Genomic DNA, 26,499 nt, shown 5'->3' on the forward strand with positions numbered 1-26,499 from the left:
TATTGAGCAAACTTTATAATACATTTGAATTTATCGGTAACCTATTTATTTCAAACAATAAAGAGAAATTCCATGAAATTAAGGAATATGACAGCGGATGGGTTAAGGAAAGATTGAGCTTCGCAGTTCAAGAGTCAAAAACAAACAGTGTTTTTGTTGAGATTGAAGGTGGTTACTCAAAAAGTAAACAAAATAAAGTGTTTTCATTTAGCAAGGGTACAGAAAATGAAAAAGGATCAAGACTCGAAATTCCATGGGAAGATCGGTTGAAAGAAGAAACAGTAAACATGGTTGCTGATTTTTCTAAGATCTTAATTAACTTAAACGATGAGTCAACAAAAGCCAAATTAAATGAATTGAAATTTAAAATTAGAGGGTTGGAAATGAAAGGCTCTCTTACTGAAGAAGAAAATAAAACTTTATCTACTCTCAAGGGAGAATATAAACAATTAAACGTAAACGGTGCAGAATTCATTCATGAATATGATGCTATTCAGTACTTGTCCCAAAACCTCGAAAAGCATAAAGACAATAAATTTAAAATCACAGGCAATATTGAATACAATTCATGGAATGGACGGAATTTTAGAAAGTTCAAAATCAAAACCATTGAAATTGTAAGTAGTGATACACCATCTCAACTAAGAGCCACCATGGATGTATTTTTCACAAGTGAATCTTTAGATGAATCGTCATTTGAGGAAGAAAAAAGGTACTTTGTTGATGCGTACGTACTTAGCTATGATAATCAGGCAAAAAAAGATCGATTTTTTCCTCAGCAATTAGTCATCAATGCACAAAAATTGGACTTTGAAAATGAATTACATATGAAACGGTTAGATCTCTTGAAAAACTTCTTTAAAGTTGAAAATGATGAAGTTTTTCACCTTCAATGGGTTGTGAATATTTTCAGGGGTGCTGATGAGATTGAGTTTACCGAAGAGGAACTCACGGAAAGTCAAAAGGAAATGATTGCTTTAGGTTTAAACACACTGGATGACTTTAAACCTAAGGGAGGGTTATTGGGCGAAAATCGTGAAGAAAATAGACTTTTAAAACCTATTTTAAAAAAGTTTAATGATTCTAATGATTTTACAGAAGGTGCCGCAACATCTACATATGAAATTGAAGATCTTACATATATTCCACAACAGATTCAAAATTCTACACCACCCGTAGAAAAAGAAGAACCTAAAGTGACTGAAGAAGAAAAAGAAAATGCATTTGATGAGTTATTTGCTTGATTTGAAAAGACCTAACTAACATTTATTTAAAAACAATAAGGAGATGTTTATCCATATGGCAAGAAAATTTGGTAAAAAGAATAAAATTAAAGTTAATCCTCTCGATTATAACACTGGAATTATTGGTGAATCGGGGATCGGTAAAACAACTCTAGCTAAAGAAGTTTGCGAAAAATTAGTCGGAGAAGACGGGTATATAATCTTGAATATTGGTAAAGAGGATGGTATTGATGCCATCCCCAATGCCTCTTATGAAGATGTTCCTGATTGGACAACCTTTGATGAAATTACTAAAGATATTATTAAAAACAGAACAACAGATTATGCTGATTTAAAGGTTTTAGTATATGACACATTTGATGAGTTGATTAAAATTACAGAACCAGAAGTTATTAGACTACACAATAAAGCAAATCCTGAAAAAAGAGTGAATACCATTAAAGCAGCATTCGGTGGTTTCCAGGCAGGAGAGGACAAGGTAATTGAGTTAATTCTTGAAAAGATGTGGAAACTTAAAAAGGTCGGTATTAGCATGTTTATTTTAGGTCATACGAAGAAAAGAACAATGACAGACGTAGTTACGGGTTTGGAATACGACATGCTGACAACCAATATGACACATAAATACTTCAATGCGATTAAAACCAAGCTGCATGTTTTAGGAGTAGCATCTATTAATCGGTCGATTGAAAAGAAAACAGTAAAACAAAAAATTGGGCCTGACAAAACAGTGGGAACAGTTGTTGATGAATCAAGAATCATCACTTTTAGAGATGACAACTTTAATATTGATTCAAAGTCAAGATTCTCAGATATCACACCATCAATTCCTTTAGATCCGAATGAATTTATTAAAGCAATTGAACAAGCTATCCATGTGGCTTTTGATAAACAAAAAAATAACACAAATAACATTGAAGAAGAAAGAAAAGAACAAGAGCAAATTAAAGAAATTCAAATTCACAACGAAGTTAACAACTCATCTTTTATTGATAAAGAAGAGAATGAGAGGTTGGCAGAAGAGATTAAGGTACTATTCCCTAATGCAACTGACAAAGCTAAGGGTGAAATGAAGAAAATTATGGATCAATTTAATATGAAAGATTTTAAAGGAGTAGACATTGTACCAACTACAGCATTCGAAAAGATAGTCGAAGCATTATCTAACTGAAGGAAAAGAGGGGGAGACTCTCCCCCTTATCAATAGGAGAGGGTATTCTTGGCCAGAAGATGTGTATGTCAAATATGTAAAGCTAATGGAACTGTTGATACTTTTTTTAGGGTTTCTGACGATAAGGGGAAAAATAAATACTACTGTACTAAGGATGAATATGAAACCTATATCAATGATAAGGTGAAACGAAAAAACCTCTTAAACTACATAGCGAAAGGTGTCTTGAATTATAGAGAGGGTCAAGTCATTCCTCCAATTTTTCTAAAAAAGATAGCTGAACTAAAAAGATTTTATGATTATGAAGTGATACAAATTTGCTTTGAGAAGAACCAACAAACAATTCAATATTGGTTAACTAATAAAGAGTTTTACAACGAGTATGGGATGATTAGCTATATTTTTAAGATTGTTGAAAGTAACATCAATGATGTTTATAAGGAATGGCTGCATGAACAAAATCAGAGAATGATTGAAAAAAATCATAATCTTGATATTGCAATTGTAAATCAAACTAATATCGTTGATTCCGCATCTTTAAAACAAAACAATTCACCAAAAAATATAACAGAGTTTCTGGATGGGGAGGACGAGTATTGAACAACTTAGATTCTTATCCAAAGGAATTAGTTGAAAACAGGGGACAAATTGAAGGAAGCTTTATATTTTGTTTATGGAAAAACCCTGATTTGTATGAGGATTATAAAGACCACGTGAGGGCGGATAGAGATTTTCTAACAGAAGACGGGAAATTTTATTACTCTCTAGGTTTAGAACTGAGCAACATGAATTATAAGAGCTTTGATGATGCGAGTGTTTTCAGCTACATAGAAGGTAAAGAAACATTAAAAAATGGTTTTATTCGGCGAGGTGGAATGAAAACCATTGATGAACTCAAGCACGTACTAAACGATGAAAACGTTGAGACATACTATGATGAACTAATTAAATTTAACATGATACTAAAGCTTCATGATAAGGGATTCAATGTTTCGAACGAGCTTGATAAATTCAAGAAGATGACGAGTCAACAATTGTACAGTTACTTTGAATTTCAATTAGATAATGTTTTTCTAGGTCGCGGTTCAGGAGTGAAAATTGAGGATCTTGATTTGAATGAAGAGTTTGTCGAATCAATTGAAAACGGGGAAGAAATGGGATTAAGCTATTCAGCTGCATGTCCATTATTGAATTATCACACGCTTGGACTTCATAAATCTAATGTTCAAATTTTTGCTGGATTTAGTGGGACAGGGAAAACAAGTTTTTGTGTTTCTTCTTATATCATGTCAATTTTAGATCAGGGTGAAAAGGTAACAATTATCGCCAATGAAATGAATAAAAGGGCTTGGCAACATATTTTTATGGCAACAATTTTAAGTCATAAACTTGGTTATTATGGTTTGCCAAGAAAGAAACAAAAAATGGGCAACCTAAAGCATGAGCAAAAGGAAATGTTACAAAAGGCAATTGAATATTATGAGAAGCATTACAAGGGGCGTATCAAATTTGCCAAGATATATGATTACAGCATTAATGATGTAAAGAGAATAATGAGAAGAATGGCAAAACAAGGATTCGGTTATATGCTTTACGATACATTTAAAGCTGAAGATGCGGCTTCAACCAATGTAACAGGTGAGCTAATTGAAGCCTCAAAACAGTTATTACAAGTGGCGGAAAAAGAGGATATTTGCATCATCATTACAATGCAATTGGCCATTTATATGGAGAATACTAGATATCTAACAGCGTCTTGTTTATCAAATGCTAAAGCAGTTAAGGAGATTGTTTCAGAGTTAGTTCTAACAAGACCTTTATGGGAGGATGAATTCCCAGGAGGAAAATTCGATGTTAAACCCTATAGATTCAAAAAAGACTCGTCGGGAAAATTTACAAACATTAAAGAAGAAATTCAGTTAGACCCAAATAAGAAGTATAGATTATTCTTTTTGAATAAGACACGGAATGACGAAGGCGATACAGTGTTGTTATACCAATTTGACGGTGCATGGAATAAATGGAATGAGCTCGGTTATTGTACTCCTAAACATCAGAGAACTACAGAGCGGACATGATTACCAAGGGACGGTGAAATCATGGACGTATATGATCTTAAGAATCACATTATTGAAAAGCCAGAGTACATAGTACTTATTTTAGAACAGACGGGGTTTTACAATGTTGATGAACGCGGGAATGAGTACAGATGTGCAAGAAAAAAAGGAAGAAATCCGACTTCAGTAAAAGTAAATAAAACCACTTTAGGTGCAACCTGTTTTTCAACCAACTTAAAAGGTGACTTGATAACACTTGTTCAAAATAAATTGGGTTTATCTTTTCCCAAAACAATCAAAAGGATATCTGAAATAGTTGATTATAAAAGTGAAGAAGAATATAAACCACCTGAGTTACCATTCGGAGGTTTTTATAAGAATATAAGAAAACTAAGTAATCCAATGGATTTGGATCTAGAAACGTATTCCGATGACATTTTAGATCAATTTGTATCTGTTCCAAATAAGTTGTTTTATGAGGATGGAATATTACCTTTAACTCAATCTTTGTTCCAGGTAGGTTATGATAGTGTTTCCGGAAGAATAACGGTTCCATGGAAATCTCTTAGTGGTGAATTGTGTGGTGTAATGGGGCGTCTTAATAAGAAGGAAGTTAATTATGAGGAAACAAAATGGCTGCCTATTATTTCTTTTCCAAAGTCCAAAACGCTGTATGGGTTTGTTGAAAATTACAGTTCAATTAGAGAAAAGAGCATTGTAATGATCGGGGAATCTGAAAAACATTCAATGGCTTTAGCAAGCAAGGGATTGAATGTTGGAGTTTCTTTGGGAGGCAGCTTTTTAAGTGAAATTCAAGCAAATCACATAAAATCAATGTTTCCGAAAAAGTCATTAGTCATGATGGATGAAGGATTAGGTGAAGAACATAGCGTAGAAATTGCCAACAGCCTTAAGTTTGAAAATTTCTTTGAAAATGAAGTTGGGTACATATTTGATCGTGAAAACAAGTATCTGCCTAAGGGATCAAAAATGGCACCAGCAGACCTTGATAAAAGCACTCTACACCGTCTAATTAGAGACTGTACAGTTTGGATATGAAAAGGAGATGATTGATTGAAAGAAAAATTAAATGAATTGAGACAACAAGGGAAAAACATTTATTCCTTTTCAAAGCTCGGAACCTTTAAAAACTGTGAATATGAATACTACAATACATACGTTTTGAAAAAGAAAGGCATAGATAATATTTATACCCTTATGGGTTCTGAATTACATAACGGAATTGAACAGATTTATAAAAATGAATTAAACATTGGAGAATTTAAAAAGGGATTTGAAAATAGATTAATTGAATTAGAGCTGAATGGAGTCAACTTTCCGAGTGACTCAATCGGGGACAGCTGGAAAGCAGACGTTGGTCATTTCCTAAACAATTTTAATAAAATTGACAGCAAAATGGTTTTAGAGAAGCTACTTGTATTTGAAATATCAGATGGAATATATCTTCAAGGATATGTAGATGCAATCCTGCCCAGTGAAAAAGGAAAACCGTACGTTAGTATTTATGACTGGAAGACATCAAGTAAGTTTGCCGGAAAGAAATTAAATGAAGCAGGAAGACAGTTATTGATGTACAAGCTTGCGTTGGAGCAAACAACTGACTTAAAAGTAGATAAAATCCTATGGTTCATGGTGAAATACGTTTATGTATGTACCCAAGGAAAAACCAAAGTAAAAAAGAAAATGTGTAACAGAGGTAAGTGGGTAAAGGAAATACGAATGCAGCTTGAAAAAGAGATGCGCACTCTGGAATATGATGATTTCGAAATTGACCTATTGTTAGATAACGCAGTAAAAGAAAATAGCATTGACTGCTTACCTGCAGAGATTAAAAATAAGTATTGGCTTGAAGATTGTTTAGTTGAATACGAAGTTACTGAAGAGAAAATTAATGAACTGAAAGATTATATTACTGATACTGTTAAAAAGATTGAAAATAAAGACTGTGAAGATGAAACACAATGGGAACCAGTGAAAATAGATAAATACAACTCCTTTTATTGCAGTGTCTTATGTGGTCACCGAAAAACATGCAAGTTTTATAAGGATTTTTTAAATAAATCATCAAATAAATTCAAGAAAAAGGATAAGACCGATTTGTTTGATAACCTATTTTCTTAGGGGGTAATGATGAGGAAGATATTCTATGACTTTGAAGTTTTTAAAAATAACTGGATGGTTGTGCTGATCGATTATGATACTAAAAAGGGTAAGGTTATTGTAGATGATGTTGATGAACTGAAACGATTCTATAAGATGTTTAAAGATGATATTTGGATTGGTTACAACTCTAGAATGTACGACCAATACATTTTAAAGGGAATCCTGTTAGGAATGAATCCTTATTATATTAGTTCAAGAATTATTAATGATAATGTAAAGGGATTTAATGTTGTTAGAGAAGGTTATAAGATCCCACTGAATAACTTTGACATAACAACTGGTTTCCACAGCTTAAAGCAGCTAGAAGGCTTTATGGGTTCAAGGATTAAGGAGTCATCAGTACCATTTGATATCTCCAGGGCTTTGACAGAAAAAGAAATTAAGGAAGTTGTTGAGTACTGTATTCACGATGTGAAACAAACAATTGAAGTGTTTGATAATAAAAAAGAGGAATTCGAAAGTCAATTGGCTCTAATTGAAGCCTTTGATTTAGAAATGTCTATGTTTACAAAGACAAAAGCCCAATTATCTGCATTTATCTTGGGGGCTGAAAAGCAAGGAAACAGGGGAGATGAGTTTGAACTTAGATTTCCTAATACATTAAAAATTGAAAAATACAAACACATTGTTGATTGGTATAGAAATCCTGAAAATCTAGATTATAAAAAAAATTTAAAGGTTGATGTTGCAGGTGTACCTCATATTTTTGCCTGGGGAGGCTTACATGGTGCATTACCAAAGTATAAAGATGAAGGGATAATTTTATGTTGTGATGTTGCATCTCTATATCCTTCAATCATGATTGAATATGATTACATCAGTCGTAACGTGAAAAACCCTTTAAAATATACTGAAATCAGAGATACACGGTTAGAACTTAAACGGAAAAAAGATCCTAAGCAGGCTCCCTACAAGATCGTCCTAAACTCAACGTATGGAGCAATGAAAGATCAGTATAATCCACTTTACGACCCGTTAATGGCAAATAACGTATGTTTAGCCGGACAGCTGCTGTTATTAGATTTGATCGAGAAAATTGAACCGTACTGTAAACTGATTCAGTCAAATACTGATGGATTGTTTATGAAAGTTGAAAAGGAATCTGATATTGATTTAATTAAGGAAGTGGCAAAGGAGTGGGAAACCAGAACAAGATTAGATTTAGAGTGGGATGTTTATGAGAAGATTTATCAGAAGGATGTAAACAACTATATAATCATTGATAAAGACCAGAAGTATAAATCTAAAGGTGCTTATGTTAAAAAACTAAACAACCTGGATTATGACTTACCAATTGTTAATAAAGCCATGATTGAGTATTTTACAAAAGACATTCCAGTCGAAAAAACCATCAATGAATGTGATCAGTTAAGAGAATTTCAAAAGATATCAAAGGTTTCAAACAAATATATGTACGCTCTCTATGGAGAAGAAAGGCTACCTGAAAAAGTTTTAAGAGTTTTTGCTTCTAATGATGAAGATGCTAAAGGTGTTTTCAAGGTTAAAACAGAAGAACGAATTGAAAAAATCGGAAATACTCCACCGCGCTGCTTTATAAATAATGATAACGTTATTGATTTAAAAGTTCCTGATTATCTTGATAAGGAATATTACATAGAGATAGCCAAAAAACGAATAAATGATTATTTAGGAATATCGAATAGAAAGAAAACAAAGAAGGAGAAGTGATATGCATCGCAATTAAGAGTAAAAATAAAATCAAAACACACATCTTTAAGTCCGTTTATGGTATGATGATTTTAATTCCCTTAGCCACTTTTTCTTACATAAGTTATGAGCAGCATATACATAAAACAGAGGGAAATGAAAACTCAATAAAAGAATCATTTTATAAGAAGCCTGGACAAATTAGGATCCCATCAAGTGAGAATATTGTCTCACGGCTATTTAAAAAAGCTCAAACGAACAAAGAACAACAATTAAAAAGGCATACAGAGAAGACTATCTCAGCAAAACTCATTAAACCTAAGCAAAGTAAGAAAAGGCACATGAAAGGGGGTGAGACGGGAAAGCATAAGGCTTTTAAGAGTAAAAATAAAATTATTATTGGGGAAAAAGAAAACAAGCCACCGGCCGCAAAGAAAACCATCCAGGTTAAGCTGAGTGCTTATATTGCCCACTGCCAAGAAGGATGCACAGGAACAACTAGAACAGGTGTTGATGTCACTCAATCAATCTATTACAAAGGGTATCGTGTTATTGCAACCGACCCAAGTGTTATTCCCTTGAATTCAATAGTTGAAGTAAGCATTGGTGGGAAAAAGTTCAAAGCAATTGCAATTGATACTGGAGGAGCAATTGTTGGAAATAAAGTGGACTTGCTTGTAGCAACCGAGCGTGACGCAATTAATTTTGGCAAGCAAAAGGGGACAATCTCAATTATTAGTTAGGAGGTGATTAATTGCCGAAGTTTTGGTCTTATCCAGAAGGGTTAAAAGTCATCATAAATGAGAATGCAAAGAACGCTTGTCCTCATCATGTTGGACGGGAAGGGAAAATTATTGAGCTGCTACACTCTGCCACATATGATTACGCAGTCAGTGATGAAACAGGTGATATTACATTCTTCAAGGAGCATGAATTAAATCCAGCTAAAGGAGGTTAATTGTATGTTTAAAAAGGGAGAGAAGGTGATTGCAGGTTTCACAGGAGAGATTGGTGTTGTTGCACAAGTTGATAAAGGGCATGAACAATTAGAAGTTGAGTATCCAGACGGCTCATATAGAGTGCTTGGCTTCAGCAATGTAAGAAGGGTGGAAGACAAATGATGATGATTATTTTAGAAGGCACTGACTGCTGCTACAAATCAACAGTAGCAGAAAAGCTAAGCAAAGAACTCGGATACCCGGTAATAAAAGGATCTAGCTTTGAATTAGCTAAGAGCGGTAATGAGAAGCTGTTTGAACACTTTAGTAAGCTGGCCGACGAGGACAATGTAATTATAGATCGATACATATATTCAAATTTGGTTTATGCGAAGAAATTCAAGGGTTACTCAATCTTAACGAAAGAGCAACAAAGGGCAATCGAGGAGAAGATTAGAGATAAAACAAAAGTGATCTACTTACATGCTGATCCAAAAGTTATTAAGCAGCGTTTACGTGAACGTGGTGATGAATACATAAATGATGTAGACATTGAACCGGTTTTAGAGCTATACAGAGAAGTAATGAGCGATGTAGGGTTACATACATATTCATGGGATACAGAACAGTGGTCTAGCGAAGAAATTGCTAAAGGCATAATCTTTTTAGTGGATTAGGGGGATTTATGAAGAAAGTAATTGCAATTGATATGGATCAAGTTTTAGCTGATTTATTAAGTGATTGGGTAGCCTACATTAATGCCCATGATGATCCTTTTCTAAAAGAGGAAGATATACTGTGCTGGGATATCAGCAAATATTCAAATACCCAAAACAATGTTTATAGACATTTGGATTACGAATTATTCAGGAATCTGGATGTTATAGAAGGGAGTCAGAGGACAGTTGAAGAGCTGACGAAGAAATATGAAGTATATGTTGTTACTACTGCAACAAACCATCCAGAATCCCTTAAAGCAAAGTTAGAATGGCTTACAGAGCATTTTCCATTTATTCCACATAGCAATGTGGTGCTTTGTGGCAATAAAAACATAATTAAAGCAGACATCATGATTGATGACGGGGTACATAACTTAGAAACATTTGATGGAATGAAGATACTATTTGATGCACCGCATAACAGGGATGACCACAGGTTTATTCGTGTTATGAACTGGGGAGAAATTGAACGGAAATTACTTTAAAATATCATTATATTTAGAGTGAAAATAAAGTTAAAAGGAGTGAATTAACACTCCTTAGTAAACTAACGTGCTTCTACTGTAATTTTATAAATCACATAATTGTCGTTAATGTCATACGCGTAAACCAATGCTGTACCCAAAGTTGAATGAGAGGATACGACACCACTGGAACTAATGCTTATAAGGTTGCTTCCAGATACAATTTCCCATCGGGTGTAGCCTTTTAATAGAGATACATTAGAATTCCTAAGCATGTGAAAATCAACTGTACCAAGCGGATCACCTAGCTGCTTAACTTGATCAACTGATTTGACAGGGGTTAAAGCAGAAGCCTGTGATGTGAATGCAGGAAGCGCTAGTGCTGAAAGCGATAGAGCAGAAACAATCAATCCTTTGTAAAACTTTTTCATAAGAATTACCTCCTAGGTTTTGATTGTGATTACAACTCCAGTCTAGCATGTTAAATATTTGAAATGTGTGAAGTGTTTGTGAAACTGTTTAAAAGATCAATTTTAAAGAGTAAAAATAAAATATAAGAGGTGAACGCTGCGATGAACTATCCAGAAAGCTTAAAAGAGAAGGCAGAAAAAATTAAAGATGAAGTAAGAAGCGGCAAATTAGACGAGGGGAAAATAAAAGCCATTGCTAAGGCTGCAGTTGAGCTTTTAAGATCCGAAGAGAAGAGCCATACATATTATGCAGAAGTCGCTGGTGCGATTGCTGCAAACCTAGAAGAGTTTTTTAAGACTTACCTAAAAGAGGATTAATACAACAGGATAAAAAGAAAGGATAAAGGGATGTTTATTGAAAAGGTACTATGTTAGATGTAAAGATCACAATGACGAAAACGCTTCTTTGGTAATTGAAGCAGCGTCTACAGAAGAGGCTAAACGAAAGGTATTAGACATACATAAGGTAAAGATTGTTTATAACGTGAGCATTGGTGAAGGTGGGGGGACAAATTACCTTCAGAGAAAACATTCACCGTACATAAAAAATAACAACAGCAAGGCGGTAATTATCTTTTCATAAGGGAGGACGGATCCGTGCACATATCTGACCCAATAAAAGAAACACTTGTGCAAAATATAGATCAACTTAGTAGCAGAGTTGATGAGTTGTTCATTTATCTGGAAAATGAGTTGCCTTCAACATCTGAAAGACAATGGAAAACTATAGACAAAAAATTCGGTGAGATTTTTACTAAATCTAAGGAATTACAAAATTACATAAGTTGTTTATAAAGGTGAGCAATATCCCCTTGATATAAGGACATCTGTGTTACTTAATATTCAAAATCATCAGTATTTCTTAACAATTATTTATATGATTGGTAGCATTTATTAAAGAAAGAAGGTGATTTATGAGATTGTTTGTTTGATAAGTATTGGTGCCAGATGAGAATTATATTTTTACAAAGGGGATATTTTAATGAACAATTTTTATCGAACGATCTTAGCACTAGTTGCCGTATTTGTCCTGGCCTTTTCAACATTTCCTCCGAACAGTGATGCAAAGAGCACAATTTCAACAGATAATGTCGACAAGGGTAAAGTAAAATCAGAGGCAGAATTTATTGCAGATCACACTATTGATGTGAGTAAAAAGACTAAGGAAAAACTTCTATCCAAGGCAGAAAAAGCAATTGAAGATGGAGACATTAAGTATCATAAATCAAACGAAAAGGTATTTGATAATGCATCAGTTAGAGGTATCAAGTATGATGATGGAACAGTAACTTATTCGGTTTCTTATTTATACGTGGACAATGAAAAAGTAGACAGAGTTAGCTCATTCAATGTTTCGTTTGATAGCGATATGAATATTGAAGAGTACTATGAAGTTGACATGAAGAAAATCAGCAGTACTCAAAACGAAATGAATTATTGGGTTAATGGTGTTAAGGATGAGGACAAGTCAGGGGTCTTTGAAACAAAACAAGCTTCAGAGGACAAAGTAAGTTCATCTAACATGATGAGTGCTCAGAAGAGTTGGACTGGATGCGTATCAGATTGCTTAGGTGATAAGAATATTAGCCAATGGGCAATTACCGGTTTAGCTATTTTATGTGGAGTTTCATGCACAGCTGGTGTTCCAGCAACAGCGGGGACTGCTTGCTATGCTTGTGTAAATTCTGCTGGTATTATTGGTGTAAATGCATTCTTTGATTGTATGGAGAAGTGTAAATGATAAATATCTTAAGTAAAATACTATTTATTTTGTCTGGTTGCGCATTGTTGATCTTTGGGATAATTTTAAAGGATGGATCAATGGCTTTTGGGTTGTTTGCCTTATTCTTCATAGCAGCAATAATCGTTCGTGTATTTCATAAACGAACTCAAAACCATTAGCAGCAGCCTTATTGTACTGTAGGGGAGGAAACTCTCCTACTTTTTAAAAAATATTTAGAATAAAAATAAAATAGTTATTGATTAATTGATGAGATGCGAGTATATTAGAAATATAGGAAGCGAGGTGATGCATTGGAGTGTGTTAAATGCAAGGATCACATTGGCGACATAGTTTATTACATAAGAATAGCTGACAACAAAGAATATAAGGAATTCGCGGTACATAAAGAATGTGGAGAAGCAATCAAGAAAGAATGCATTGAAAATTGTAAAGACATGAAATTAGAAAAGACATTGGGTTACTTACAACTACTTTAAGAGTAAAAATAAAATATTCCTTTTATCGAGAATCGAGGTGAATGAAATTTCATATTTAGTACTGGGTCTGATCTTATTCGGCTCAATATTCTTAGGCAATGGAATGGCATGCTTGGTTGAGAATAAGAACTTTAAAGAAGGCAGACCATTCTATTTTACGGTTTTCTTAATTGGAGGGTGTTCACTCATTCTTGGAGTTATTCTTACAGTGATATGAACAATGTGAAGGGAAATAGTCAGAAGGCAATATTCATAATTTCCCGGGCAACCGCAGTATACGACAAATTAGAACCAAAGGAGAGAAAAAATTAATGGCTATGATTAAGCATATTACTCACGAAGAGGACATTTTTGAGGTGTATGGAACGAGAAGAAACGATAAAAACCAAGAAGAATTTTTGATTTATAAAAAACATTATGGGGGTTGGAAATGGGTTCCTGTAAGCGATTTTGAGCCATTTGAATAAATTTTAAATGAAATTCAATTTTTATCGAGAGGAGCAACTGAAATGCAGGATAAATTAATGTCAGCAGTTCACTTTATTGAGGTCAATCGGGATGAAATGGGTGACAAGAAATCACTAAACATGCTTTTAAAAGCCGTAAAGAAAATCATCAATGAGGGAGAAAAATGAGGTTTCACATACTTGAAGAGAAACAAATGAGAGGCATCGGTTTTACAGATCACGTGAAATCAAAGTGGTACTTCATAAAATCAATTCACCCTAACATTACTTTTAATTTAACAATACATAAAAACAGTCTAAACGGTGAAATTGATGTTCTAAATGAAAGAAGTTTGCAACCATATGATTATCAGTACTACATGAATGCTTATACAAGAGAAAAACTTGAATTTCCACATATCATACATGATAAAGTCCAAGAAATTATGTCTTACTTAATTGAAGAGGGAATTATCTCAGATTACACATTAGGAAGTTACATATAAGGAGGTGGATAAGTGGGACGGCATAAAGCAACATTTGAAGGGAAGGTAATTAAGAAAAGTTGGGGGCTGGATATTCTTTGCGGTATTACTGAAAAGGAAAAAACTGAGTTCAAAGCCTTCTTCGAAGGAATTATTGATTTAGACCCAATTGAAGTCGGAGGGAAAGTGTATATCCCAGGGTTTAACGAATACGTAGTCGTAACAGACAGGCAGCGCAACATAAAAAATGAATGGACATATCAGACTGATAAGATCATTAAGACAATTGAAGACAAAGAAAGTCTTGAAAGAGCAATTAAAGAGCAAGCGGAATTTGAAGAGGAATGGCAGAAACATGTCAGACAAGAGAATCATCAAGTTGAAGAACAAAATGAAGTGAGTAAAACATCCTGGTGGAAGAGGTTAATTAAAAAAGACTAAAGGAGAGATTTTTTTGAATAAGGATACAAAAGATATTTGGAACGGTTTCTTTATCGGATCAGGTTCTCTGATTGTAGTTGGGTTACTTATTTTTGTTGAAGCATTGACTATGTCACTAGTTGTCTATTATGGATTGAATCACGTGTTAAATCCTTTGCTTATTGATACATACGATATTCAAAATGTTCATGTTACTTTACCTCATGCATTTGTTATTGGTGTTTTACTCAATGTATTTGTCAAAGGTGTAAAACGGTCAGATCAAGAAAAAAACGAACACATCTTCAAGAAAGCAGGTAAGTCTTTACTGTATTCAGCTTTTGCGTTGATTGTTCTGTATGTGAGCACACTATTTATTTAACAAGAAGAAATTCGGAATATTCAAAGCGAAAGAATTCTTTTCTTCAATCGCATGAACTTAAATACATGGAGGGTGATGTTATGGAATTAACAAAGAAGATTACAACGGCTAGAGGTACATATGAAATTAAATTAATTGCTGAAGAAGGAAAGAGGGCAGGGTGGGAAATTCTAGAATGGGAGGTTAAGGATGTTGTTACAAAATGCACACTGGCTGCAGGCAATGGAATGCCTTTGTTACATGTTCCTTCTCCCTTAAAACGATTGACGTTGGTTGATAAAGTTAAGCGAATTGTTAGTCATGTCGAATCAGAAGAAACAACAAAAAAGAGAAAAGCAAATGACATTAAGGAATTCAATGAATGGAGCGGAGTTCTGAACGCGTAACCGGTTAAAAGTTTTATTTTAAACCAACTTTGCAAAAGGAGAGTCATATATGATTTTAAAAGAAATCTCTGTTTATAGAGAAAAATTTAATAACCATTTACCTAAGGAAACGAAAATCGTTCTTTACTACCAGAACATTGAAGCTGTTGAGGATGAGGACAGGATTACTTTAGACGTTGATAAGAATTCAACGGCATATAAGGTGTTTGATTTAAACGGAACACAAAAAGACCCACTTAAAATGAAATTGACAAGTTATGAGGGCGAAACAAAGGTGTTAAAGGTGAACATTAATAAAATTCATTTCAACATGGCAGGTGACTTGGCAGTTAAATTAGAATTCAAAGTGCTCAAAACAATGGCTGGCGGGGCGGTCAGCGAACTGGGATTTTATTCATTACTTTAAAAGGATGATTTTAAAGAGAAAAGGAGGAATAACCAATGGCTTATGATGAGATCAATGGGAAATTAATTAATGCTAAAGTTAGTGATGTAATTAAAGCGTTGCAAGACCAACTTGATTTTAACGGAGATACGCCAATTGAATTCAGAATTAATGGTGAAGAAACAAGCAATGAAATTCAATTAGATCCATATGAAAATGTTTTATTGTTTCATTTAGAGGAGTCTTAAATAAGGAGGCAGGAAATGTACTTTATATCAGAACCGAATGATCTGATCGGCAAAGAAATTGGATTCATTCATGCAAACCGATTTTGTGATAGCACTATAATCGTAACCAAAGATGGTGGGGTGTTGATTGTAAAACAGGTTTTTGATTTGGACGAAGATCAAACAAATACCATTGTATTTAATGAATGCCGGGCAAAAAAAGAGTTATATGAGAACAGATATGCAAAACATGAACTTAATAGACTAAAAATCATTACAAAAAAGGATTGGGCTGATTATGAGCTGAAGCTTAAAAAAGCAGAAGAAGCTCGTCAAATTGAATACCAGAAGAAAAAAGAAGAGCGAGAAAGATTAGAATATGAAAGACTAAAACTGAAATTTGAGGGGAAATAAGTTCAAATGGATACATACGAAGTAATTGGTTGCTGGTTTAGACATTATAAAGGCGGTCTGTATAAGGTTATAGGAGAGGTCATTCACACTGAAACAGAAGAAAAGCTGGTTACATATGAAGACCAATACGCTGTTCTTTGGGCAAGACCTAAAGAAATGTTCTTTGGAAAAGTGATTATTGATGGTAAAGAGATTAAGAGATTCACAAAAATAGATTAGGAGTTGACGAAATATGATGAAATTCTTTGAGGTAAGTGATCCATATTACGCATTAATCAAGGCAAATACAAAAGAAAAGGCAATGAAGCTATATACAGAAGAAGTTGCTGATGATGACGAAGAGAATCTTAGCAAAGAAATGTATGAAGTTTCATTAGATCATGCAGTAAAAGCCTACATTCATAGAACTAGATTTGAACAAGGATTCTTCTTTAAAGATGAGATTACAAACAATTTAAAAGGCAGAGAAGAAGGCATAGTTGTAATGGATGGACATTTATTGTAAGAGATTAATTCTATAAAATCACAGTTTCATAGGAAGGGGAAGTAGTATGAGTGCAGCAAGAAAGTGGAGAGATTTGAGAAGCAAATTAATTGGATATAAGGTCTACGGTAAGTTCAGTGATGTTGTTATTGACCATATTCTAAATGATATGGATAAGTTGGACATAAGACACGAAAAAGATAAACACAAAAAATAGAGAAAAGGGAGTTGTGGAATGGGAGCTGTTAGACGTATTGATTCAACTCAACCGTATGTAAAAAAGAAAAACATTATCACCTTTACAATAGCCACTGAGAATACTCATATTCATTTAGCTGATGGGCAATCTTTTCCTGTGATCGAAGGAGATATTATTGCCACTGACCAACAGGGTAATCAATTTGTTGAATTAGAAAAAAATCTAGAAGACTATGTTCCTGTTGTTGAAGAAAAGAAGAGCTCGTTATATGAAAGTATGGCTAATGGTTACGTGGAAATGGGAGACATTAATTTAGAAATATCAGAAGCATTCCATCATGCTGAAAATGAAGCAGAAACAACCACGAACAGCGTAGTTAACGGAGTATATAAAGAATATTGATTATTACATATGAAAGCAAGACAGGTAATGTGAAAAGATTTGCTCAAGCATTACAAAGGGAGTTAAACTTCGACATCATTGAAATTACAGATGACTTAATCGTTGAAGAAGAATTCATACATATTACATATACGATAGGCTTTGGGGAAGTACCTGAAAGGACTTTAAATTTTATTGTTAAGAATAAAAATAAAATAAAAGGGGTTGCTGTGAGTGGTAACAAGGTTTGGGGTGATAACTATGGTTTAGCTGGGGACAAGGTTTCAGCAATGTTCCACGTACCATTGTTATTAAAGTTTGAACTAAGTGGAACAAAACAAGACTTACAGAAGATTAATCGGGAGGTACAACTTATTGACAAACACAATACCAAAGTGGATCAAGCTCAATAATGAGATCATGATTCAGAAAGACGGTAAGTTTCAATTTGAGAAGGATAAGGAGGCAGTACACAGCTACTTTGTTGATTACATTAATCAAAATACAGTCTTTTTTCATGACTTAAAAGAGAAACTGGATTATCTGATTAAAAATGATTATTACGAAGAAGAATTCTTAAGCGAATACACATTTGAGCAGATTAAATCGATTTTTAAAATTGCTTACAGTTACAAATTCAGATTCCCATCTTTCATGAGTACCTTTAAGTTCTACAATGACTATGCATTGAAGACAAACGACAAAACAAAGATTCTGGAAAGATATGAGGATCGTGTGTCAATTGTAGCTCTGTATTGTGCAGATGGTGATTATGAAAAGGCTACTGAGGAAGTACACGCCATGATGAAGCAAGAGTATCAGCCGGCAACGCCTACTTTCCTTAATGCAGGACGTAAGAGAAGAGGTGAAATGGTAAGCTGTTTCTTGCTTGAAGTGGGAGACAGTTTGAATGATATTTCACGGGCAATCGATATTTCCATGCAGCTGTCTAAAGTGGGCGGTGGCGTAGCGCTTAATCTAAACAAATTAAGAGCCAGAGGTGAAGCGATTAAAGATGTGGAAAACGCCACAAAAGGTGTCGTAGGTGTTATGAAGCTATTAGATAATGCTTTTAGATATGCAGATCAGATGGGACAAAGGCAAGGATCTGGAGCAGCTTATCTAAGCGTGTTCCATCCAGACATTACAGACTTCCTGGATACCAAAAAAATAAGTGCTGATGAAGATGTCCGAGTTAAAACACTGTCTATTGGTGTAGTTCTTCCTGATAAATTTATTGAATTGGCAAGAGAAGATAAGGATTTTTACATGTTCTATCCTCATTCAGTTTACAAAGAATATGGGCAGTATCTTGATGAGATGGACATCAATAAAATGTATGATGAGCTTGTTGAAAACCCTAGGGTTAGAAAAGCAAAAGGAAATGCTCGAAAGCTGTTGGAGCAATTGGCCATTTTAAGAAGTGAATCTGGATATCCTTATATCATGTTTGCTGACAATGTAAATAAAGTGCATCCAAATGAACATATTTCAAAAGTGAAGTTTTCTAATTTGTGCTCTGAAGTCCTCCAAGCATCACAAGTGTCAGTCTATACAGATTACGATCAGGAAGATGAAATTGGATTAGATATTTCATGTAATCTTGGATCCATGAACATTGTAAATGCAATGAATAATCAATCAATTGCTTCAACGGTTAGAATAGCAATTGACTCATTGACAACTGTTACAAGAAAAACAAACATTGTTAATGCCCCAGCTGTTGCGAGAGCAAATACACTAATGCGATCAATTGGTCTAGGGCAGATGAACCTGCATGGTTTTCTAGCTCAAAATAAAATCCCTTATGAAAGTGAAGAAGCTAAGGACTTTGCAAATACATACTTTATGATGGTTAACTTCTACTCCCTGCAGCGTTCAATGGAAATTGCAAGAGAAACAGGAGAGACGTACTACAAGTTTGACGGATCAACTTACAAATCAGGCGAGTATTTTGATAAGTACGTGACAAACGATTATATCCCTAAATATGAAATGGTTAAAAACCTGTTTGGAGATCAACATATTCCTAACATTGAAGATTGGATGAAGCTTAAAGAGGATGTTATGAAATATGGCTTGTATCATTCGTATAGGCAGGCTATTGCACCTACAGGAAGCATCTCATACGTTCAATCATCTACGGCCGGCGTAATGCCTATTATGGAGAGAATCGAGGAACGTACATACGGAAACAGTAAGACATATTATCCAATGCCAGGTTTATCGGCTCAGAATTGGTTCTTTTATAAGGAAGCATACGACATGGATATGTTTAAGGTAGTTGATCTTATTGCCACTATTCAGCAGCACGTCGACCAAGGCATTTCGTTTACGCTGTTTTTGAAAGATACGATGACGACGCGCCATCTAAACCGGATTGACTTATACGCGCATCATAAGGGAATCAAGACGCTTTATTATGCACGGACTAAAGATACGACACAGGAGGGGTGTTTGTCATGCGCGGTTTAAGTGAGGAGAGACAGAAGAGTATACGACGTGGAGACATAATTATCTACTACTTCGGGGGTACATTAATTAATGCGAAAGTTATTCAAGCGTATGAAGGTGGGTACCTCGAAGTTCGCCATAAAGACTTCCCGATACTGAACTGCTTATTAGGATACCGGGACGAGATCAAGACATCGGAAGTGTTGGGTGTAGTTAAGCATAAAGGCAAACGGGGAAAGGAGGACGAATAATTGACGAACGCAAACGAAATCCATACGGCGGCCGATTGGTCGCGGCACGAAGACGACTTTACGCAAATGTTTTACAACCAAAACGTAAAGCAGTTTTGGCTTCCGGAAGAGATCGCATTAAACGGCGATCTCCTCACTTGGAAATACTTAGGTAAAAATGAGCAGGATACGTATATGAAGGTGCTCGCCGGTCTGACACTGCTTGATACAGAGCAGGGGAACACGGGCATGCCGATTGTGGCCGAGCACGTCGAAGGCCATCAGCGAAAAGCGGTTCTTAATTTCATGGCGATGATGGAAAACGCTGTCCATGCGAAGTCTTACAGCAACATCTTTCTTACATTAGCTCCAACCGAGCAGATCAATGAAGTCTTCGAATGGGTGAAAAACAATAGGTTTCTTCAAAAGAAAGCAAGAACAATTGTTTCAATTTATAAAGCAGTTCAGAAAAACGATGTTATTTCCTTATTCAAAGCAATGGTTGCGTCTGTGTTTCTGGAGAGTTTCCTTTTCTACAGCGGTTTCTATTATCCGTTATATTTCTACGGACAAGGAAAACTGATGCAAAGCGGTGAGATCATTAACCTGATTATTTAATAGTCCCTTTTGTCGGCAACGGCAAATGTGAACCTCTCTAATTGCTGGAAAATCCTTTTTAGGACAATCAGCAGCGAAGCTATGCGAACCCAAAGGAGGTGAAAATGATAAGGAAAGAAGTCGATGAAGCACCTTGGTGGATAACGGAAACGGGAGTTATCATATCAAAAAAATTAAAGAAACCAAGAAAGACATTTATTACGCCACATGGCTATGAAATGATAGGATACACGCATCCGAATAAAGGAACACAGAACTTTTTAGTACATAGGTTAGTCGCAAAATATTTTATTCATGAAATACCAAAAGGAATGTTTGTAAACCACATAGATGGAAATAAACTAAACAATCACGTTCGGAATTTAGAGATAGTTACACCTAAAGAAAATACTCTACACGCAATGAAAATTGGATTAATGTCAGGACAACCTGGAGAAAGTAATTCAATGTCAAAGCTCACAGACTCAGAGGCAACAAATTTAATCTATGATTTGCTTGCTGGAATGAACAATGTTGAAGCTGGTGAAAAATACAGCCTTCATCCTCGTTACGTTAGTCTGATTCGACATAAAAGAAGATGGAAGACTTTATGGGATCGCATAGAACGTTCAACGACTATCGCATAGGCGGCGAAATTCCGCAAAACGAGTAGGGCGCAAGCTATTGGCGTGGGTGAGAACCCCTTAAATCGAAACGGGAGGCATCCTACAGGGATGATGATATAGTCTGCTCCTTACGGTAACGTAAGGCGGTTGCAACAGGGCAACGAGCCGAGAGTAGCGAACTCGGTTGAACTAGGGGTATTAGAGACGAAGCGATTCACGGCGTTTACGTCGGTTTATTAGCACAGGAGATATACAAGAAACAAACGCCTAAGAAGCAAAAAGAACTGTATGAATGGGCTTTAAGCTTGCTACAAGAGCTTTATGAAAATGAATTGGAGTATACAGAAAATGTTTATGATCAGGTTGGCTTAGCTCCAGATGTAAAGAAATTCATCAGGTACAATGCGAATAAAGCATTAAACAATCTGGGCTTTGATCATTGGTTTGAAGAAGAGGATGTTAATCCAATCGTTATTAATGGATTGAGCACTAAAACTAAGTCGCATGACTTCTTTAGCCAAAAAGGGAATGGGTACAAAAAAGCAACGGTGGAGCCATTAAAGGATTCAGATTTCATTTTCATTAACAAAGGAGTTATTTCATGAGACTGATTAAATTAGAGCAACCGAATTGCAATCCTTGCAAAATGGTATCCAATTACTTAAATAAAGCAGGAGTCGAATATGAGACAGTTGATGTAACACAGAAACCAGAAGTGGCAGCGCAATTTGGTGTCATGGGTGTACCGGTAACTTTCTTGCTTAATGAGCAAGGAGAAGAAGTAAAGCGGAGTATTGGTTTTAAGCCTAATGAACTTGATGAGTTGTTAAAGGAATTATGAAAAAAGGGTGATTTTATTGTAATTAAAAGGGAGGGCTGACCATATTCGGTTGGAATTTTAACAGGCTTTTGTGGTGGAAGTACATATTGTTATTGGTTTTTTTAATCACTATAATACCCTTATGGATAATTGATTGGATAACCTTCTGCAAGATTAAACGTGTAGACTGGATTATTCAACGGTACTCAGATTGGGTTGCTTATTTAATTTTTGGATAATAGATGTTTCACATAAAAAACTAAAGGAGTTAATAAAACATAATGCAAATTAAAATCAAATATTTAGATGATACACAAACAAGGATCAGCAAAATTGAGAAAGGGGATTGGATTGATCTCCGAGCGGCTGAAGATGTAGCAATCAAAAAGGACGAATTTAAACTTATCCCTTTAGGAGTAGCAATGGAGCTACCGGAAGGATATGAGGCTCATGTTGTTCCACGTTCAAGTACATTTAAAAACTTTGGCATCATTGAGACAAACTCAATGGGTGTTATTGATGAGTCCTACAAGGGAGACAATGATTTCTGGTTCTTTCCGGCTTATGCATTACGGGATACAGAAATTAAAAAAGGGGAGCGTATCTGTCAGTTCAGAATCATGGAGAAGATGCCTGCAGTTGAATTGATTGAGGTAGATCATTTAGGCAACGATGATCGAGGCGGTCACGGATCGACTGGAACTAAGTAATACAAGCCCTGGCTTTGATCATGATGTTTGTCCAGTGGAGGGTCTCAGCCAGGGCACAACTTAAAATACTCAAAAAGCTCGACAATTATGCCCAACAAAGCGGTTGTTTCATGAAAAGGTTTTAAAAACAGGGGTGTTGATGGAATGCACATCTCTATAAAAGAAGACTTTTATCTAAACAATAAGGAGGAAAAAGACGATAAACAATAACAATTATAAAGATTTGCAAGCAAAATATGACGACATGCTCTTCAGGAATGGGCTGTGTTTAGGATTTATTCAAAAACATGGGCTTGAAGATGTGTTTTTGGAGCATATGAAACAAGTTGCAGCTTATGAAGAAGACCAAAGGTATAGAGTTGCAGCAGTTAATTTTTTGAGTTTATTAGAATCAAATTAAAACAAAAAGGAGATTTGAAAATGAAAATTTCAATTAAAACAAGGCTAAATCCGACTGATCAATATAAGGTTGACGACTTTATTAATGCATTTAAGAACTTGCCGCCAGAAATAAGAATTCAGCTTTCTATGGACAACGGGAACAGTTGGCTGTTAGAACAAGTGTCAGTGAAAACAGAAAGAATCCTTCTTGATTGTTTACAAGAAGAAATTAAAAATATTGATAATCACCCTCTTTATTCTCATGCCACTTCATTAGGGCAAACTGTATTCCACAATACTCATAAAATTGCCGATGTTTTCAAAGAGTATGTGAAGAAATATGAATAATCACATAAAGAAAATAAAAAACCATCTAAAAGAAATAGACAACCTTAAAAATGGCCTAAAATTATTCAGTGAAGATGAAGAAGAATACATAAGCTTATTAGCTAAGATTCAACATCAGTTTGATTTAATTTCAGATGAATCAATGGAAGGGTTTAAAGAATTAACTTTACATATAAGAAATACAGGTCAGAAAAGAATACAACGAGGAATTGACCAGCTACCTCATACAATCAAAGAAAGTGTAAGTGAAGAAATCAAAGACATGAAGAGAGCCGGAGAGTTGTTTGATTAGTTATAATTATTTATAGGATAAAAATAAAATAAGGAGATGTATTAGGATTACATACTTTACGTTATTACTTGCAGCATACTTATTTGCACTAAACATTAATGAAATTAGATTAATTACTCGAGGGAAACAGAACGTATACGCTAAAGTCACACGTTTGCTTTCTAACTCACCGTATAAAGAACTGAAGAAGAATAAGAACTTAGTGTATGTCATGACATTGTTCAAGGGGATTTCGTTCATCATCCCCTTGGCTACTATTGGACTGATTACACATGGAGACTTGCTAATGTTAGCTTGGACAGCTTTTGCTTTAATTTATACCGGTTTAACGATGTTTAAAATTCTTGATGTTTTGGAAGGTGACTCAAACAATAAGCAAAACAAGTTCGTGTATATGCTGTTTGTTTGCGGTAATATTGTCTTCGTGGTTAACTTTATTATCAGTTGGTTTCAATAAAGGAGAATGGAAATATGACTCAATTTGATAAGCAGTACAACACAATCATAAATGACATTATTAATAATGGGATATCAGATGAAGAACTCAATGTCAGAACCAAATGGGACACTGATGGAACACCAGCACATACATTAAGTGTAATCAGTAAGCAAATGCGTTTTGATAATTCCGAAGTGCCAATTTTAACGACTAAAAAAGTCGCCTGGAAAACGGCGATCAAGGAATTACTTTGGATCTGGCAGCTTAAATCAAACAATGTTAACGAATTAAACAAGATGGGCGTGCATATCTGGGATCAATGGAAACAAGAAGACGGTACGATCGGCAATGCCTATGGCTATCAGCTTGGTAAGAAGAACAGAATACTAAACGGAGAAAAGGTTGATCAGGTTGATTATCTTCTTCATCAGTTGAAAAATAATCCATCATCACGCAGACATATTACAACGCTTTGGAATCCTGATGAATTAGACTCTATGGCATTGACGCCCTGTGTTTATGGCACTCAATGGCTTGTAAAAGGCGGGAAGTTGCATTTAGAAGTTTTCTGTCGCAGTAATGATCTTGCGCTCGGGAATCCGTTTAATGTATTCCAGTACAATGTTTTGCAGCGTATGATTGCTCAAGTTACTGGATATGAGCTAGGTGAGTATATCTTCAATATTGGAGACTGTCACGTGTACACTCGTCATATAGACAATTTAAAAATTCAAATGGACAGAGAGCAGTATGAAGCACCTGAGTTATGGATTAATCCAGATGTAAAGGACTTCTGTGATTTCACAATTGACGATTTCAAGCTGATTAATTATAAGCATGGAGACAAGCTTTACTTTGAGGTAGCAGTATAATGCTATCTCTTATTGCTTGCTGCGACAAATCAATGGCCATCGGGTATGAGAATAATTTGCTGTACCATATTCCTGAAGACATGAAACGTTTTAAAGAACTCACTACAGGAAAGCTGTGTATACAGGGAAGACATACATACGAATCGATCGTAAATATTACAGGTAAATCACTTCAAAATCGAAGGAATATCATATTGACTAAAAATAAGGATTTCAAGCCTGATCATTCTTCATTTGTTTATCATTCGATTGATGATGTATTAAAGCTCATACGAGGACAATTGGATACAGATGAAGAAGTAATGGTCATCGGAGGAGGCACTATATACGAGGCATTCTTGCCACATGCTGATAAGGTTTATTTGACGATTGTTGACTCAGTTGCTGAGAAGGCAGATTCATATTTTCCAAGGTTAAATGATGATTGGAGAGTAATTGAAAAGGATCACAGGAAAGCACACAACAATACCACATTTAATTATTCATTTGTGACTTACTCAAAATAAATTAAGGATAAAAATAAAATAGTTATAGACTTTTGAGAAGTTGAATGATAAGATAAAGACAAGTTAAAAGCTTGTCTTTTTTTACATACTTTTAGAATAAAAATAAAATAATAAATAGGAGTGACGTTATGAAAACTGCAAAAGATTATCTTGTTTCCATTTCCAAACCTCTTGTTGCAATTGAGGAGACTAAACAACGACTTCAAAATGAAATTGATAACCTTTATAAAGAGCTAGGGAAAGTTGATAAAGAGCTCAATGAATTTTATCACAAGTTAGAAGAGGCAAAATTTAATGCTTCAGAGGGATATCATCTTTCGTTAAAAGGTCAAAGGATATTGAGAAAGAGAAGAAACTTAAAACAAGAGCTCCAATTAATGAACACACTTTTCGGGAGTTTGAACAATAACGGTTGGACTCTTGAATCACTAAAAATTGCAGAGTATAAAATTAGCAAAAAGAAAAACAAGCACTTACAGTATGAATCGGTTTAAAGACATAATCCACATTCACATTGTGAATACATATTGAATCCTTATAAGGAGGTGATTAATTGCAACAAAAAGAGCGAGAATTGCTGTCAAAGAAAGAACAGCTTGAAGTTGACGTTTTAGAAAAGGAAGCAGCATTACTCCGGCTAGAAGTGGAACAAGAAGATTTTAATCTCCACAAAATTGGGGAGATCGGAGTACTTAAAGATTTTCTTTTATACATAAAGAAATACAGAGCGATGTTTACTGTGCAGCAAGCAGAAGAATTTAGAAATATGGATGAACGAATGAAAGAAATCGTCAAAGTCCAGGATGGACAAGTAATGGTTAATGAAGAAGCTTTAGCAGCGTTTATTGAGGAAATTGAGAATCAAATAAATTTAACTTAG

Annotated in this window: 39 protein-coding genes and 2 pseudogenes; 40 read left to right on the forward strand and 1 reads right to left on the reverse strand. The window is 34.9% G+C overall.

Annotation, left to right across the window (positions count from 1 at the left end; genetic code table 11):
- Positions 1–2 precede the first annotated feature (2 nt).
- From K3G25_RS07995 to K3G25_RS08050, 12 genes are read left to right on the forward strand one after another with little or no spacing between them, the layout of a single operon-like run.
- Complete coding sequence (locus tag K3G25_RS07995; RefSeq protein WP_029974393.1) at positions 3–1,244, forward strand: hypothetical protein; 1,242 nt, start codon at positions 3–5, stop codon at positions 1,242–1,244.
- A 55-nt stretch (positions 1,245–1,299) separates the two neighbouring features.
- The gene (locus K3G25_RS08000; RefSeq protein ID WP_029974391.1) at positions 1,300–2,415 is read left to right on the forward strand and encodes an AAA family ATPase; all 1,116 of its coding nucleotides are present in this window, start codon (positions 1,300–1,302) and stop codon (positions 2,413–2,415) included.
- Between the two features lie 48 nt (positions 2,416–2,463).
- Complete coding sequence (locus K3G25_RS08005) at positions 2,464–3,015, forward strand: hypothetical protein (RefSeq protein ID WP_029974390.1); 552 nt, start codon at positions 2,464–2,466, stop codon at positions 3,013–3,015.
- Positions 3,012–4,493, forward strand: a complete 1,482-nt coding sequence (locus tag K3G25_RS08010; RefSeq protein WP_029974388.1) for a DnaB-like helicase C-terminal domain-containing protein — start codon at positions 3,012–3,014, stop codon at positions 4,491–4,493. Before K3G25_RS08005 ends, K3G25_RS08010 begins: the two co-directional genes overlap by 4 nt.
- A gap of 21 nt (positions 4,494–4,514) precedes the next feature.
- A complete protein-coding gene (locus K3G25_RS08015) occupies positions 4,515–5,531 on the forward strand; it encodes a hypothetical protein (RefSeq protein ID WP_104679095.1) in 1,017 nt (338 codons plus the stop codon).
- Positions 5,532–5,546: 15 nt separating this feature from the next.
- The gene (locus K3G25_RS08020) at positions 5,547–6,614 is read left to right on the forward strand and encodes a PD-(D/E)XK nuclease family protein (RefSeq protein WP_104679094.1); all 1,068 of its coding nucleotides are present in this window, start codon (positions 5,547–5,549) and stop codon (positions 6,612–6,614) included.
- Between the two features lie 6 nt (positions 6,615–6,620).
- Positions 6,621–8,345: a DNA polymerase domain-containing protein gene (locus tag K3G25_RS08025; protein ID WP_169061528.1), complete on the forward strand. Its 1,725-nt coding sequence runs from the start codon at positions 6,621–6,623 to the stop codon at positions 8,343–8,345.
- Positions 8,342–9,067 (forward strand): 3D domain-containing protein, encoded by a 726-nt coding sequence (locus K3G25_RS08030; protein ID WP_232489659.1) that lies wholly within the window; start codon positions 8,342–8,344, stop codon positions 9,065–9,067. The genes K3G25_RS08025 and K3G25_RS08030 overlap by 4 nt, the downstream gene beginning before the upstream one ends.
- An 11-nt stretch (positions 9,068–9,078) precedes the next feature.
- Positions 9,079–9,282: a YorP family protein gene (locus K3G25_RS08035; protein ID WP_014417936.1), complete on the forward strand. Its 204-nt coding sequence runs from the start codon at positions 9,079–9,081 to the stop codon at positions 9,280–9,282.
- Between the two features lie 4 nt (positions 9,283–9,286).
- Complete coding sequence (locus tag K3G25_RS08040) at positions 9,287–9,445, forward strand: hypothetical protein (RefSeq protein ID WP_165882056.1); 159 nt, start codon at positions 9,287–9,289, stop codon at positions 9,443–9,445.
- Positions 9,442–9,939, forward strand: coding sequence for a dTMP kinase (locus K3G25_RS08045; protein ID WP_165882057.1), 498 nt, complete (start codon positions 9,442–9,444; stop codon positions 9,937–9,939). Before K3G25_RS08040 ends, K3G25_RS08045 begins: the two co-directional genes overlap by 4 nt.
- Positions 9,940–9,947: 8 nt before the next feature.
- On the forward strand, positions 9,948–10,466 hold the full coding sequence (locus K3G25_RS08050; protein WP_165882058.1) for a 5' nucleotidase, NT5C type: 519 nt from the start codon (positions 9,948–9,950) through the stop codon (positions 10,464–10,466).
- 62 nt (positions 10,467–10,528) lie between these two features.
- Here K3G25_RS08050 and K3G25_RS08055 read toward each other — a convergent pair whose 3' ends face one another.
- Positions 10,529–10,876 carry a BLB8/JUQZ-1 family protein gene (locus tag K3G25_RS08055; protein WP_165882059.1) on the reverse strand — a complete coding sequence of 116 codons (348 nt, stop codon included), beginning with the start codon at positions 10,874–10,876 and terminating at the stop codon, positions 10,529–10,531.
- 141 nt (positions 10,877–11,017) lie between these two features.
- On the opposite strand from K3G25_RS08055, the gene K3G25_RS08060 reads away from it, so the two are divergent.
- The 28 genes and pseudogenes from K3G25_RS08060 to K3G25_RS08190 all read left to right on the forward strand — a co-directional run bounded on the left by K3G25_RS08060 (position 11,018) and on the right by K3G25_RS08190 (position 26,499).
- Complete coding sequence (locus K3G25_RS08060) at positions 11,018–11,233, forward strand: hypothetical protein (protein WP_094032726.1); 216 nt, start codon at positions 11,018–11,020, stop codon at positions 11,231–11,233.
- Positions 11,234–11,512: 279 nt separating this feature from the next.
- Positions 11,513–11,710 carry a hypothetical protein gene (locus K3G25_RS08065; RefSeq protein WP_021493499.1) on the forward strand — a complete coding sequence of 66 codons (198 nt, stop codon included), beginning with the start codon at positions 11,513–11,515 and terminating at the stop codon, positions 11,708–11,710.
- A gap of 187 nt (positions 11,711–11,897) precedes the next feature.
- Complete coding sequence (locus tag K3G25_RS08070; RefSeq protein ID WP_165882060.1) at positions 11,898–12,656, forward strand: hypothetical protein; 759 nt, start codon at positions 11,898–11,900, stop codon at positions 12,654–12,656.
- A 790-nt stretch (positions 12,657–13,446) separates the two neighbouring features.
- Positions 13,447–13,602 (forward strand): hypothetical protein, encoded by a 156-nt coding sequence (locus tag K3G25_RS08075; RefSeq protein WP_160182768.1) that lies wholly within the window; start codon positions 13,447–13,449, stop codon positions 13,600–13,602.
- A 42-nt stretch (positions 13,603–13,644) separates the two neighbouring features.
- On the forward strand, positions 13,645–13,770 hold the full coding sequence (locus K3G25_RS20725) for a hypothetical protein (protein ID WP_014470220.1): 126 nt from the start codon (positions 13,645–13,647) through the stop codon (positions 13,768–13,770).
- 329 nt (positions 13,771–14,099) lie between these two features.
- Positions 14,100–14,507 carry a hypothetical protein gene (locus K3G25_RS08080; protein WP_014470222.1) on the forward strand — a complete coding sequence of 136 codons (408 nt, stop codon included), beginning with the start codon at positions 14,100–14,102 and terminating at the stop codon, positions 14,505–14,507.
- A gap of 13 nt (positions 14,508–14,520) precedes the next feature.
- The gene (locus K3G25_RS08085) at positions 14,521–14,868 is read left to right on the forward strand and encodes a hypothetical protein (protein WP_232489660.1); all 348 of its coding nucleotides are present in this window, start codon (positions 14,521–14,523) and stop codon (positions 14,866–14,868) included.
- Between the two features lie 80 nt (positions 14,869–14,948).
- Positions 14,949–15,254, forward strand: a complete 306-nt coding sequence (locus tag K3G25_RS08090) for a hypothetical protein (protein WP_232489661.1) — start codon at positions 14,949–14,951, stop codon at positions 15,252–15,254.
- Positions 15,255–15,303: 49 nt separating this feature from the next.
- Positions 15,304–15,660 carry a hypothetical protein gene (locus K3G25_RS08095; protein WP_165882061.1) on the forward strand — a complete coding sequence of 119 codons (357 nt, stop codon included), beginning with the start codon at positions 15,304–15,306 and terminating at the stop codon, positions 15,658–15,660.
- Positions 15,661–15,695: 35 nt separating this feature from the next.
- Entirely contained in the window at positions 15,696–15,887 is a 192-nt protein-coding gene (locus K3G25_RS08100; protein ID WP_232489662.1) for a hypothetical protein, read from the forward strand.
- 15 nt (positions 15,888–15,902) lie between these two features.
- Positions 15,903–16,280, forward strand: coding sequence for a hypothetical protein (locus K3G25_RS08105; protein WP_232489663.1), 378 nt, complete (start codon positions 15,903–15,905; stop codon positions 16,278–16,280).
- A 6-nt stretch (positions 16,281–16,286) separates the two neighbouring features.
- Positions 16,287–16,499, forward strand: coding sequence for a DUF1653 domain-containing protein (locus K3G25_RS08110; protein WP_232489664.1), 213 nt, complete (start codon positions 16,287–16,289; stop codon positions 16,497–16,499).
- A gap of 13 nt (positions 16,500–16,512) precedes the next feature.
- Positions 16,513–16,785, forward strand: a complete 273-nt coding sequence (locus tag K3G25_RS08115; protein WP_232489665.1) for a hypothetical protein — start codon at positions 16,513–16,515, stop codon at positions 16,783–16,785.
- 46 nt (positions 16,786–16,831) lie between these two features.
- The gene (locus tag K3G25_RS08120) at positions 16,832–16,981 is read left to right on the forward strand and encodes a hypothetical protein (RefSeq protein WP_165882063.1); all 150 of its coding nucleotides are present in this window, start codon (positions 16,832–16,834) and stop codon (positions 16,979–16,981) included.
- Between the two features lie 18 nt (positions 16,982–16,999).
- Entirely contained in the window at positions 17,000–17,365 is a 366-nt protein-coding gene (locus tag K3G25_RS08125; RefSeq protein WP_104679053.1) for a hypothetical protein, read from the forward strand.
- Positions 17,362–17,757 carry a class Ib ribonucleoside-diphosphate reductase assembly flavoprotein NrdI gene (gene nrdI / locus K3G25_RS08130; protein ID WP_127010621.1) on the forward strand — a complete coding sequence of 132 codons (396 nt, stop codon included), beginning with the start codon at positions 17,362–17,364 and terminating at the stop codon, positions 17,755–17,757. Before K3G25_RS08125 ends, nrdI begins: the two co-directional genes overlap by 4 nt.
- Positions 17,720–19,819 carry a class 1b ribonucleoside-diphosphate reductase subunit alpha gene (gene nrdE, locus K3G25_RS08135; protein ID WP_232489666.1) on the forward strand — a complete coding sequence of 700 codons (2,100 nt, stop codon included), beginning with the start codon at positions 17,720–17,722 and terminating at the stop codon, positions 19,817–19,819. The genes nrdI and nrdE overlap by 38 nt, the downstream gene beginning before the upstream one ends.
- Positions 19,820–20,049: 230 nt before the next feature.
- Positions 20,050–20,643: pseudogene (locus K3G25_RS08140) on the forward strand (ribonucleotide-diphosphate reductase subunit beta); the annotation flags it as partial.
- A gap of 107 nt (positions 20,644–20,750) precedes the next feature.
- Complete coding sequence (locus tag K3G25_RS08145) at positions 20,751–21,272, forward strand: HNH endonuclease signature motif containing protein (RefSeq protein ID WP_038458545.1); 522 nt, start codon at positions 20,751–20,753, stop codon at positions 21,270–21,272.
- A 176-nt stretch (positions 21,273–21,448) separates the two neighbouring features.
- Positions 21,449–21,856 (forward strand): annotated as a pseudogene (locus K3G25_RS08150) (ribonucleotide-diphosphate reductase subunit beta); the annotation flags it as partial.
- Positions 21,853–22,092, forward strand: coding sequence for a thioredoxin family protein (locus K3G25_RS08155; protein WP_232489667.1), 240 nt, complete (start codon positions 21,853–21,855; stop codon positions 22,090–22,092). The pseudogene K3G25_RS08150 and the gene K3G25_RS08155, both read left to right, overlap by 4 nt.
- Before the next feature lie 260 nt (positions 22,093–22,352).
- Entirely contained in the window at positions 22,353–22,781 is a 429-nt protein-coding gene (locus K3G25_RS08160) for a dUTP diphosphatase (protein WP_165882065.1), read from the forward strand.
- A gap of 420 nt (positions 22,782–23,201) precedes the next feature.
- Positions 23,202–23,510, forward strand: a complete 309-nt coding sequence (locus tag K3G25_RS08165; RefSeq protein ID WP_041482552.1) for a hypothetical protein — start codon at positions 23,202–23,204, stop codon at positions 23,508–23,510.
- Entirely contained in the window at positions 23,503–23,802 is a 300-nt protein-coding gene (locus K3G25_RS08170) for a hypothetical protein (RefSeq protein WP_110124162.1), read from the forward strand. Before K3G25_RS08165 ends, K3G25_RS08170 begins: the two co-directional genes overlap by 8 nt.
- A 471-nt stretch (positions 23,803–24,273) precedes the next feature.
- Positions 24,274–25,113 (forward strand): thymidylate synthase, encoded by an 840-nt coding sequence (locus K3G25_RS08175; protein WP_022553159.1) that lies wholly within the window; start codon positions 24,274–24,276, stop codon positions 25,111–25,113.
- Positions 25,113–25,619: a dihydrofolate reductase gene (locus K3G25_RS08180; RefSeq protein WP_110124164.1), complete on the forward strand. Its 507-nt coding sequence runs from the start codon at positions 25,113–25,115 to the stop codon at positions 25,617–25,619. The genes K3G25_RS08175 and K3G25_RS08180 overlap by 1 nt, the downstream gene beginning before the upstream one ends.
- Positions 25,620–25,747: 128 nt before the next feature.
- On the forward strand, positions 25,748–26,113 hold the full coding sequence (locus K3G25_RS08185; RefSeq protein ID WP_014417966.1) for a hypothetical protein: 366 nt from the start codon (positions 25,748–25,750) through the stop codon (positions 26,111–26,113).
- Between the two features lie 59 nt (positions 26,114–26,172).
- Complete coding sequence (locus tag K3G25_RS08190; RefSeq protein ID WP_110124165.1) at positions 26,173–26,499, forward strand: hypothetical protein; 327 nt, start codon at positions 26,173–26,175, stop codon at positions 26,497–26,499.

This window comes from Bacillus sp. FCW2 (genome assembly GCF_021228595.1).
Lineage (GTDB): Bacteria > Bacillota > Bacilli > Bacillales > Bacillaceae > Bacillus > Bacillus velezensis.

Bases quoted from the DNA above. Each gene is read 5' to 3' on its own strand.
- K3G25_RS08000 (WP_029974391.1), top strand. From the start codon at position 1,300: ATGGCAAGAAAATTTGGTAAAAAGAATAAAATTAAAGTTAATCCTCTC.
- K3G25_RS08015 (WP_104679095.1), top strand. From the start codon at position 4,515: ATGGACGTATATGATCTTAAGAATCACATTATTGAAAAGCCAGAGTAC.
- K3G25_RS08025 (WP_169061528.1), top strand. From the start codon at position 6,621: ATGATGAGGAAGATATTCTATGACTTTGAAGTTTTTAAAAATAACTGG.
- K3G25_RS08040 (WP_165882056.1), top strand. From the start codon at position 9,287: ATGTTTAAAAAGGGAGAGAAGGTGATTGCAGGTTTCACAGGAGAGATT.
- K3G25_RS08045 (WP_165882057.1), top strand. From the start codon at position 9,442: ATGATGATGATTATTTTAGAAGGCACTGACTGCTGCTACAAATCAACA.
- K3G25_RS08050 (WP_165882058.1), top strand. From the start codon at position 9,948: ATGAAGAAAGTAATTGCAATTGATATGGATCAAGTTTTAGCTGATTTA.
- K3G25_RS08055 (WP_165882059.1), bottom strand. From the start codon at position 10,876: ATGAAAAAGTTTTACAAAGGATTGATTGTTTCTGCTCTATCGCTTTCA.
- K3G25_RS08060 (WP_094032726.1), top strand. From the start codon at position 11,018: ATGAACTATCCAGAAAGCTTAAAAGAGAAGGCAGAAAAAATTAAAGAT.
- K3G25_RS08070 (WP_165882060.1), top strand. From the start codon at position 11,898: ATGAACAATTTTTATCGAACGATCTTAGCACTAGTTGCCGTATTTGTC.
- K3G25_RS08075 (WP_160182768.1), top strand. From the start codon at position 13,447: ATGGCTATGATTAAGCATATTACTCACGAAGAGGACATTTTTGAGGTG.
- K3G25_RS20725 (WP_014470220.1), top strand. From the start codon at position 13,645: ATGCAGGATAAATTAATGTCAGCAGTTCACTTTATTGAGGTCAATCGG.
- K3G25_RS08090 (WP_232489661.1), top strand. From the start codon at position 14,949: ATGGAATTAACAAAGAAGATTACAACGGCTAGAGGTACATATGAAATT.
- K3G25_RS08095 (WP_165882061.1), top strand. From the start codon at position 15,304: ATGATTTTAAAAGAAATCTCTGTTTATAGAGAAAAATTTAATAACCAT.
- K3G25_RS08100 (WP_232489662.1), top strand. From the start codon at position 15,696: ATGGCTTATGATGAGATCAATGGGAAATTAATTAATGCTAAAGTTAGT.
- K3G25_RS08105 (WP_232489663.1), top strand. From the start codon at position 15,903: ATGTACTTTATATCAGAACCGAATGATCTGATCGGCAAAGAAATTGGA.
- K3G25_RS08110 (WP_232489664.1), top strand. From the start codon at position 16,287: ATGGATACATACGAAGTAATTGGTTGCTGGTTTAGACATTATAAAGGC.
- K3G25_RS08115 (WP_232489665.1), top strand. From the start codon at position 16,513: ATGATGAAATTCTTTGAGGTAAGTGATCCATATTACGCATTAATCAAG.
- K3G25_RS08120 (WP_165882063.1), top strand. From the start codon at position 16,832: ATGAGTGCAGCAAGAAAGTGGAGAGATTTGAGAAGCAAATTAATTGGA.
- K3G25_RS08125 (WP_104679053.1), top strand. From the start codon at position 17,000: ATGGGAGCTGTTAGACGTATTGATTCAACTCAACCGTATGTAAAAAAG.
- K3G25_RS08145 (WP_038458545.1), top strand. From the start codon at position 20,751: ATGATAAGGAAAGAAGTCGATGAAGCACCTTGGTGGATAACGGAAACG.
- K3G25_RS08155 (WP_232489667.1), top strand. From the start codon at position 21,853: ATGAGACTGATTAAATTAGAGCAACCGAATTGCAATCCTTGCAAAATG.
- K3G25_RS08160 (WP_165882065.1), top strand. From the start codon at position 22,353: ATGCAAATTAAAATCAAATATTTAGATGATACACAAACAAGGATCAGC.
- K3G25_RS08165 (WP_041482552.1), top strand. From the start codon at position 23,202: ATGAAAATTTCAATTAAAACAAGGCTAAATCCGACTGATCAATATAAG.
- K3G25_RS08170 (WP_110124162.1), top strand. From the start codon at position 23,503: ATGAATAATCACATAAAGAAAATAAAAAACCATCTAAAAGAAATAGAC.
- K3G25_RS08175 (WP_022553159.1), top strand. From the start codon at position 24,274: ATGACTCAATTTGATAAGCAGTACAACACAATCATAAATGACATTATT.
- K3G25_RS08180 (WP_110124164.1), top strand. From the start codon at position 25,113: ATGCTATCTCTTATTGCTTGCTGCGACAAATCAATGGCCATCGGGTAT.
- K3G25_RS08185 (WP_014417966.1), top strand. From the start codon at position 25,748: ATGAAAACTGCAAAAGATTATCTTGTTTCCATTTCCAAACCTCTTGTT.